9 protein-coding genes are annotated in these 8,576 nt (G+C 69.0%); all 9 read right to left on the bottom strand.

Annotated elements, in window-relative coordinates; translation table 11 throughout:
* On the bottom strand, nt 1-1,164 hold a 1,164-nt coding region (locus VGK27_01320; protein ID HEY3488741.1), incomplete at its 3' end, for a methyl-accepting chemotaxis protein.
* Between the two features lie 19 nt (nt 1,165-1,183).
* The gene (locus VGK27_01315) at nt 1,184-2,395 is read right to left on the bottom strand and encodes a methyl-accepting chemotaxis protein (protein HEY3488740.1); all 1,212 of its coding nucleotides are present in this window, start codon (nt 2,393-2,395) and stop codon (nt 1,184-1,186) included.
* 27 nt (nt 2,396-2,422) lie between these two features.
* The gene (locus VGK27_01310; protein HEY3488739.1) at nt 2,423-2,707 is read right to left on the bottom strand and encodes a hypothetical protein; all 285 of its coding nucleotides are present in this window, start codon (nt 2,705-2,707) and stop codon (nt 2,423-2,425) included.
* Between the two features lie 10 nt (nt 2,708-2,717).
* Nucleotides 2,718-3,251, bottom strand: coding sequence for a chemotaxis protein CheW (locus VGK27_01305; protein ID HEY3488738.1), 534 nt, complete (start codon nt 3,249-3,251; stop codon nt 2,718-2,720).
* A 74-nt stretch (nt 3,252-3,325) separates the two neighbouring features.
* Nucleotides 3,326-4,315: a glycosyltransferase gene (locus tag VGK27_01300; protein HEY3488737.1), complete on the bottom strand. Its 990-nt coding sequence runs from the start codon at nt 4,313-4,315 to the stop codon at nt 3,326-3,328.
* A complete protein-coding gene (locus VGK27_01295; GenBank protein HEY3488736.1) occupies nt 4,312-5,577 on the bottom strand; it encodes a glycosyltransferase family 4 protein in 1,266 nt (421 codons plus the stop codon). Before VGK27_01295 ends, VGK27_01300 begins: the two co-directional genes overlap by 4 nt.
* A complete protein-coding gene (locus VGK27_01290; protein ID HEY3488735.1) occupies nt 5,574-6,710 on the bottom strand; it encodes a glycosyltransferase family 9 protein in 1,137 nt (378 codons plus the stop codon). The genes VGK27_01295 and VGK27_01290 overlap by 4 nt, the downstream gene beginning before the upstream one ends.
* Entirely contained in the window at nt 6,707-7,498 is a 792-nt protein-coding gene (locus tag VGK27_01285; protein HEY3488734.1) for a glycosyltransferase family 2 protein, read from the bottom strand. Before VGK27_01285 ends, VGK27_01290 begins: the two co-directional genes overlap by 4 nt.
* On the bottom strand, nt 7,495-8,571 hold the full coding sequence (locus tag VGK27_01280; protein HEY3488733.1) for a glycosyltransferase: 1,077 nt from the start codon (nt 8,569-8,571) through the stop codon (nt 7,495-7,497). Before VGK27_01280 ends, VGK27_01285 begins: the two co-directional genes overlap by 4 nt.
* Nucleotides 8,572-8,576 lie beyond the last annotated feature (5 nt).

Raw genomic sequence — 8,576 nt, 5'->3', positions numbered from 1 at the left:
CGCCACCACCGCGAAGCGCCGCCCGTGCTCGCCCGCCGCCGCCGACTCGATCGCCGCGTTCAGCGCCAGCAGGTGGATCTCGCCCGCGATCTCCTTGATGAGATCCATCACCTTCCCGATCTCGCCGCTCTTCTCGCCCAGAAACAGCGTCTTTTGCGCGATGTCGGTCACCCGGTCCTTGATCCGGGCCATCCCGTCGACGCTTTCCCTGACCAGCGTCGTCCCCTGCTGCGCCATCTCGACCGTCTGCTCGGCGCTCGACTTGACCGACTCGGCGTTGCCCGCGATCTGGTGCGAGGTGCGGGATAGCTCCTCCATCGTCGCCGTCACCTCGGCCAAAGACGCCGCCTGCTGCGACGCGCTCGTCGCCTGCTCCTGGATCACCGTCGTGATGCCGGAAGAGAAGTCGCCGAGCCGCCCGCCCGCCTCCTGGATCTGCTGAATGAACGTTCGCAACGTGTCGGCCATCCGGTTGAAGTCGCGCGCCAGCGCCCGAACCTCGTCATACCCTTCCTCGGGCACCTGCGTCCGCAGTTCGCCGCGGGAGATCTCGCGGGTGATCTCCTTGAGGTGAGTGAGGCCGGACAACATCTGCCGGGTAAACGGCAGCGTTGAGACCATGGAGACGACGATCACGCAAAAACCGAGGAGCAGCAGGCGCGACAGGAGGCGGTTGAGAATACCCGCCGCCTCGGCCCCGGAGACGCCGATCACGACCATGCCGAGCGTCTTGTCTCCGTCGATCACCGGCGCCGCGAACTCCATGAACGCATCGCCGCTTCCGGAGAGCCGATGTCCATCGGAAGCCCCTCCCTTTTCGCCCCCCTCCCATCGCGTTCCCGCGCGGCTGCCTTCGGTGTGCGCCACGAACGTGCCCGAGCCGTCGACGAACGCGGCCCAGGCGACATCGTGCCCTTCCTGGTGGACGCGCCGGAACAGCTCCCGGACCGCTTCGATCCCCCCCTGGCGGTGCGCATCGGAGACCTCACGCTGGAACGACCGCAGGAACAGCTTCCCGCGATCGATCGATCCCTGCTCGAGCGCGCTCCGTGTGATGCGGTAGGGGACCGTCACGAACAGCCCGGTCACGAGCAGCACGAACGCGGTAAACGCGATCATCATGCGGCCGGACAGGCTGTTCCAACCGATGCCGGAAATTTTCATGGGATCACCCTCTCACGCTTCAGACCTGGAATACCGCGGCCTTGTTTGCCAGCTTGTCCACCATCCCCTTGAGTTCGACCGCCGACGTCGACGACTCCTTCATCTGGGCTGCCGAGATCCGCACCGTCTCGGCGACCTGTCTCATCCCCGCCACGACCTGGTCGTTCGCGCTCGTCTGCTGGTGCGTCGCCAGAGAGATCTGCATCGACGCCTCGGAGGTCTTCTCGATCATCCCGATGATCTCCGCGAAGGCATCCGCCGTCAGGTTGATCGTCTCGCGCCACTTGTCGACCTCGCGGCTGCCCTGCTCGGTCGCCACGATCGACCCCTGCGTCGCCGACTGGATCTCGGAAACCAGCGACCGGATCGTCTCGGTCGACTCCCGCGTCTTCTCGGCAAGGCGCCGGACCTCGGACGCCACCACCGCGAAGCGCCGCCCGTGCTCGCCCGCCGCCGCCGACTCGATCGCCGCGTTCAGCGCCAACAGGTGGATCTCGCCCGCGATCTCCTTGATGAGATCCATCACCTTCCCGATCTCGCCGCTCTTCTCGCCCAGAAACAGCGTCTTCTGAGCGATGTCGGTCACCCGGTCCTTGATCCGGGCCATCCCGTCGACGCTTTCCCTGACCAGCGTCGTCCCCTGCTGCGCCATCTCGACCGTCTGCTCGGCGCTCTCCCGGACCGACTCGGCGTTGCCCGCGATCTGGTGCGAGGTGCGGGAAAGCTCCTCCATCGTCGCCGTCACCTCGGCCAAAGACGCCGCCTGCTGCGACGCGCTCGTCGCCTGCTCCTGGATCACCGTCGTGATCCCCGAAGAGAATTCGCCCACGGCCCCGCCGGATTCCTGGATCTGGCGGATCACCGTGCGGAGACTGTCGGCCATCGCGTTGAAGGCACGCGCCAGCATCCGGAGCTCGTCGAACCCCGCTTCGGGGACCTGGGTCCGGAGATCGCCGGCCGAGATTTCCTGCGCCGTCCCCGCCAGCCCGATGAGGCCGGCCGTGAAACGGCGGGAGAAGAACCCGATGACCAGCAACGCACCCACCAGCGCCAGGAAAGCGACCCCGGCAGCCCCGGCCCCCAGCCGATAGGCCTCCATGGGGTCCCGGCCGGCACCGACCAGGATGTCGCGTGCGAGCAGTGATACCCCCGCGGCGATGACCACGACCGCCGCGAGCAGCAGCGACGCGAGCAGCAGCATCAATCTTCCGGTAAAGCTGGTCCAGCGCAACGAATCCCCCTCACCAAACGATTGTCTTCAATAAAGCAGGCACAGGCCGCCGGGCGTGATCCCGACCGCCCACGGACCCTCGCCCTGCGTCAATCGTTCCTTAAGCACCAACGGCAGCGGACGGATGTCGGCCGCCGACAGCGGGTAGAAGCCGAGCACGTTCCTGCAGCAAAGTTCCCACGTGCTCCCGGCACGCCCGAAATGGACGATGAACGGAAGCTCGCCTCCCCCGGCCGGCTCGTCGACGCGCAGCACCTCGCGGCAATCGTAGCCGCGCAGCGTTTCGCCGTCGTCGATGACCAGGACGTTCACGCCCCGCCCCTCAAGGGTTGAGGCACATCGCGGCGCTGATCAGGCCGACGAAGCGGCCGTCCCGCTCGAGGGTCCCCTCGAACAGCTTGGCCTTCCCGGGGTCAAGCGAATCGAGCGTCGGCGCCACGTCGGAGGCCGGCATCTCCCACACGTCGTCGACCGTGTCGACCAGGACACCCGCTTCCTTGCCGCCCGCCTGGACGACGATCACGAGCTGCCCCTCGGCCGAGGGGGACGACGGGGCCGGCCTTCCGAGAATCTTCCGCAGATCGAGGATGCACAGCACCTCGCCCTGGCTGTTCATGAGCCCCAGCACCTCGGGCAACGCCCCCGGCACGCGGGCAAAAGACGCCGGGCGCAACACCTTCCTGACGCTGGACAAGTCGATCGCGTACCACTCCCGGCCCAGCGAAAACACGAGGAACGCCCGGACGGGCCCGGCCTCGCCGGACTCCTTCTCGCGGTCCGCCAGGAGCAGCCGTTCGGCCTCCTGGAGCAGGTCTTCGCGACCGTCCTGGTTCGGGGAATCACCGGGGGGAATCATTCTCGATAACCTCTTCGGTCAATGGATTCGAAACGGCACCACCAGTTTCTTATCGGAGCGACCGTGGGAAATCTTCAGTCGGCTTCGATTCCGGCCCCACCGCCGGTTACGAACGCCTCGAGCCGCCTCCGGATCCGCTTCAGCCGGGCGGCGAACCGAAGCCGCTTGAGCCACCCCTTCGGCGTGAGCCGCAGGGCGGCGGCCAGCCGGTTCCGGACCTTGGCCGCGATCCTCTCCGGGTCGCCGCCCTGCGCCAGGTACGCTTCGGCGAGGTCGAGCTGGCGCTCCCTCGGGTGCGGCGGATCGTGGCAGATGCCGAACTTCCCTTCGAGCCGCCGCCGGTTCGCCTTGAGCAACGACCGGACCACGCCCGGCACCTTCCCGAACGAGACGCTGCCCCGGTGATGGATGAAGACATCCTCGACGCAGATCAGGCGATAGCCCGCGTTCCGGACCCGGAGGCAATAATCGTCGTCCTCGAAGAAGCCGAGCCCGTAGCCCTCGTCGAGCGCCCCGACCTTTTCCACGACGTCCCGGCGCGTGGCGACGCAGAAGAAGCCGAGCCGGCCGGTCTCGAACGTGTCCCCGCGGGACGCCCGCGTCCAGGCCGCCCCTTCCTCGAGGAGTTCGGCCGGGCTCTCTCCGCGCGTGAAGATCTGCTGTTCGTTGCCGACCGCGTTGGAAACGGGGCCCGCAAGGCCGACGGACGGGTCGCGCAGGAGCGGCGCGCACAGCCGCTCAAGCCATCCTTCCGATACCTGTGTGTCGTTGTTGAGCAGGACGAGGAGGTCGCCGGACGCCTCCCGGATCGCGTCGTTGTTGCCGCCGGCGAAACCGCGGTTCGTGTCGTTGAGCCGGATCTTGAGGCGCGGCTCGCGGACCGCGCGCGCCACCAGGTATTCCCGCGTGCCGTCGGTCGATCCGTTGTCGACGACGACCACCTCGAAGTCGGGGAAGGTCGTCCCGGCGAAGAGACTGTCGAGACAGGGGATCGTCGCCTCCGCGAGCCCGTTCCAGGTCACGACGAGGACGCTGGCCTTCGGAAGTGGTGCGGGAGCCGTCACGCTCGCTTCCCCAGTGATGCGCCCAGCGACGCGAGGGCATCGACCGCAGCGGCGACCGTGTACGGCGACGGCTTGGGGGCGGATTCCCCGGCGGATTCCCGGGACAGGATCAGCCGCAGGGCGGCCTCCTTGACCGCCGCAGGGTCGGCGCCGTCGGCCGCGACGTGGCCGGCGCCCTCCAGCATCGCGTAGAGCTCCGGGTTCCGGTAGACGAGGCCGAGCACCGGGCGCCCCGCATGGAGGTATTCATACGTCTTCGACGGGATCGTCTCGATCGAAAACTCTTCCGTGTTCTGGATGAGAAGCAGGACGTCGGCCCGGCGCATCGCGGCGAGCGATTCCCTCCGCGGCACCCGGCCGTGGATCGTCACGGCGTTCGCCCACGGGAACGCCTCGATGAGCGCGCGCGACAGCCGGTCGACGGTGCCGTAGACGTCGAGTCCGGCTTTATCCGCAAGGTCGGGATGGTCCCGGAACAGCATCGCCAGCGCATCGAGGAACACCTTGAGGTTGCGCGACCCGCCCAGCGATCCGAAGTGGGCGAAACGGCAGGACGCCTTCTTTGCGACCAGCGGCGGCGGATCGGGAAACGGCTCGGCGCCGGCGTAGATGCACACCGCTTTCCCGGAGACGCCGGTGCGGCTCTCGGCCGCGTCGCGCGCAGCCTGCGTCAGGTAGACGACCGCGGACGCATCCCGGAAGATCATCCGCTCGACGGAAGCGGCCACGCGCAGCGCAACGCGGCTGCGAAGCCAGTCGCCGTGGACAAGCGGGTCCTGCAGCTCGGCGATCCACGGAAGCCCCGTCGTTCGCGCGATCCGGGCCGCCGCGACGTGGGCGCTCCAGGGCCCTCCCGTCGAATAGATCAGGTTCGGCGCGTTCTCGCGGCACAGGGCACGCCCCTTGCGCGCGGCGCGCGGGAACCAGGACCACTGGCTGTCGAGGTCGGCCGCGAGCTTTTCGAGCAGGTAGGCGGGAAGCAGCGCCGCCGAGGCAAGCGTCCCGAGCATCCGTATCGCGCCGGCCGAGCGCCGCCTGAAATGGCGCAGCTCGAAGCGAAGTCCCGACGGGGCGACCGAGGCGACGCGCGCATGAATCATCCCCTCGATCGGGTCGCAGCAGGGGCCGGTGAGCAGGATCGGCGCGATGCCGAGACGGCGCAGATGGGGCAGCCGGTCGTCGATGTGCTGGGACGGCGCCATCCCGTCGATGTTCGCGAAATAGGACAGCACCAGCCACCGGGAGGCGGCGGGGGAAATCAAGCGCCGCTCCCTGCGGGACCAGGCGGCCGCAGGAGCGTCTCGACGGCGGACGTCACCTCGTCCACGGAGATCTCGGCCATGCAGCGGCTTTCGCCCCCCCGGTCGTCGCACCCCGCCTTGCCGCACGGGACGCAGTCCCACCCTTTCTGGACCAGGATCGTGTTCCCGATGCGCTGCGTGCCCCGCGGAAGCGGGCATTGCTGCGCGACCGGCCCCGCGTTGTCCCAGGGCGACCAGCGCTCGGCGATCGAGGGCCCGTAGAGGACGACCATCGGAATCCCGGTCGTCGCCGCAAGGTGCGAGATCGCCGTGTCGAGGCCGATGTAAAGGGCGGCGCGGGAAAGCAGGCAGGTCATGCCGGAAAGCGACAACGCCCCCTCGACCAGCGCCGGCCGGACGCGGCACAGCGCCGCCGTCTCGCGCAGCAGCGCCCGCTCGGCGGGATCGGGCGATGCGCTCCACACGGGGAGAAGGCCGTACCGTCCGGCCACGAAATCGCTCGCCTCGGCGAACCGCTCCGGAGCCCAGTACTTGTAGCCCCAGCGGGCAAACGGGTGGACGACGAAGTAGGGGGCGTCGACGCCGCCCGCATGGAGGAGGGTGGACACGGCCGCCGCGTCGGCTGCGTCCCAGAAGACCTTCGCCTCGAGCCGGTCGACCCGCAGCCCGAGCGCCTCGCCCACGAGCTGGGAAAGCCGCGCGACGTGGATCGCGTACTGGTTCGGGATCGCGTGGGTGAGCACCGCCTTCTTCCACACGTCCCGGATGCCGCGCCCCCCCTGGGTGAACCCGACGCGCGCCCGCCGACCGGCGATCGCGGCCGCCAGCGTCCCGCGGTCGTTCGAGGTCAGGCTGACGGCAAGGTCATAGGCCCGGAAGATCGCCCGCGCGTATCCCGCGCCGCCCTTGCCCGAACCCGGCGTCTCCCCGCTGCCCGCGTAGATCACTTTCCGGATGCGCGGGTCCTTCTCGAGGAAATCCCCGGTCCCCCGGGCGACCAGCACATCGATCGCGGCGTCGGGCCAAGCCTCCCGGAACAGCCCGATGAGGGGGGTGGAGAGGATCACGTCGCCGATCAGCCGGACGCAGGCGATCAGGACCGAGGCGGGAGGCGTCGCGAGGGGGCGGGTCAAGGCTTCTCCCGTTGCGACAATTCGCGCAGCTTGACGTACTTCGCGAACGACAGCATGGCCGTGCTGCACGAGACGACGAACCCCTCGACCCCGTCCAGGAAGCCCCGGCGCAGCACGAAGGTCTTGAAGAAGGCGAACGGCGGCCGCAGCAGCAGGTCGAGGAAACCGCAGCGGCGCCCCCTCCCGTGCATCTGGAGGGCGGACAGGTCGCTGTACCGGTTGAGCTTGACGAGCAGGTCGGCCAGCCCCTTGAACGACTTATGGATCAGCGGATTCGCCAGCGCACCCGTCGCGCCCTCGACGATCACCCGCTCGTGGACGAGGTCGTCCGAGAAGCGCGCCCGCCGCCGGTCGAAGAAGCGCACCGTCCGGTCGGGATACCAGCCGCAATGGCGGATCTCTTTTTCGCCCAGGAAGGTGCGGCGGGGCACGCTCCAGGCGGCGAACGAGGGCGCGGAGTCGAGCAGCCCCCGGATCTCTGCCGCCAGAGTAGGCGTCACCCGCTCGTCGCAGTCGACGTTGAGCACGAAATCGTGCGAGGCCGCATCGACCGCCGCCTGCTTCTGGGGCCCGAAGCCCCGCCACGGGATCTGGACGACGCGGGCGCCGTGCGCCCGGGCGATCTCGGACGTCGCGTCGGTGCTGCCCGAATCGACGACGACGATCTCGTCGGCGAACGCCAGCGATTCGAGGCACGCCGCGAGGCGACCCGCCTCGTTGAGGGCGATCAGCACCGCCGAGAACGGCTTGCGCCCGCCCGCGGGATCCCGCGCCGGCCCGGAGGTCATTCGACCAGCGCCTCGAGCAGCCGGGCGGAGCCGTTGGACTGCTGCATCCGACGGCCCCCTTCCCAGGCACGGTCGCGGTAGCCGGCGTAGTCGGCGCGGATTGTCTGCACGGCCGCGAGCAGCGCTTCGGGCCCGAGGTCAGTCACCACGACGCCGGCGCCGTGCGCCTCGGCCGCCTGGGCGTTCCAGGTCCCGTCGGGGACGACGATCGGCGCGCCCGCCGCGAGCGCGTCGAAAGTGACGCCGCTGACCCGCCCCGCGAAGGTGGCGCGGTCGTAGGGCTGGATGCAGATCGCCCCCGCGAAAAGCTTCGCGTATTCTTCGGACGACAGCGTTTCCGGGACGGTCCGGAGCCCTGGGTATCCGATCGCCTTCAGGCGCACGAACAGTTCGCGGATGAACGGGTCCTCCTTGCCGTAATGGTCGGCCGAGGTCTGGACGACGAACGGAACCGTCTCCCCCAGCTCCTTGAGCCGCCCGATCAACGCGACGATGTGCTCGAATCCCTTGTCCTTGCGCGCCGCCCCCGCGAACAGCAGGTGGCGGAACGGCCCGGCCGGCTTTTCGGAGCCGCCCGCGGGGGCGACGGGATACGGAACCATCCGCACGTTCCGGAAGCCGCATTCCTTGAACGGCTCGACGACGGGCGGGATCGGAGCCAGGATGACCAGCTCGGGCTGGCGCAGCGCCGTCTCCCGGAAAAACGCCAGCTTCTTCGGCGACGCCCAGAGCCAGTGGAAGTAGAGGTAGGCCTTCTTCGGCGGCAATGTGCCGCCGGCCGCCAGCGTCACGAGCGCCATGTCGATGCGACCCGCGGTGGAAACGAAGAGCCGACCCGGCCCCTTGAGCAGCTTCCTGTAGAGGAAGAACGACTGGACGCGACGCAGCCGCCGGAAGAAGTGCCGGTGCAGCGTGACGTCGACCCCTTCCGGCGCGGAAAATTCGGCGCCGCGTCCCGCCCAGATGTGGATCGACACCCCGCGCCCCGCCGACGCGCGGCACAGGCTCTCGACGAAGCTGCGGCAGTGGCCGGCGCTCGATTCGAAAGTCGGCTCGACGACGTGGAGGATCATTGCCG

It is taken from the genome of Candidatus Deferrimicrobiaceae bacterium (assembly GCA_036504035.1).
In the GTDB taxonomy this organism is placed as follows: domain Bacteria; phylum Desulfobacterota; class Deferrimicrobia; order Deferrimicrobiales; family Deferrimicrobiaceae; genus JANXPS01.
The sequence above is the reverse complement of the archived record's forward strand: the minus strand, read 5'-3'. Positions and strand labels throughout refer to the sequence as shown.

Bases quoted from the DNA above. Each gene is read 5' to 3' on its own strand.
- VGK27_01305 (HEY3488738.1), bottom strand. From the start codon at position 3,251: ATGATTCCCCCCGGTGATTCCCCGAACCAGGACGGTCGCGAAGACCTG.
- VGK27_01285 (HEY3488734.1), bottom strand. From the start codon at position 7,498: ATGACCTCCGGGCCGGCGCGGGATCCCGCGGGCGGGCGCAAGCCGTTC.
- VGK27_01280 (HEY3488733.1), bottom strand. From the start codon at position 8,571: ATGATCCTCCACGTCGTCGAGCCGACTTTCGAATCGAGCGCCGGCCAC.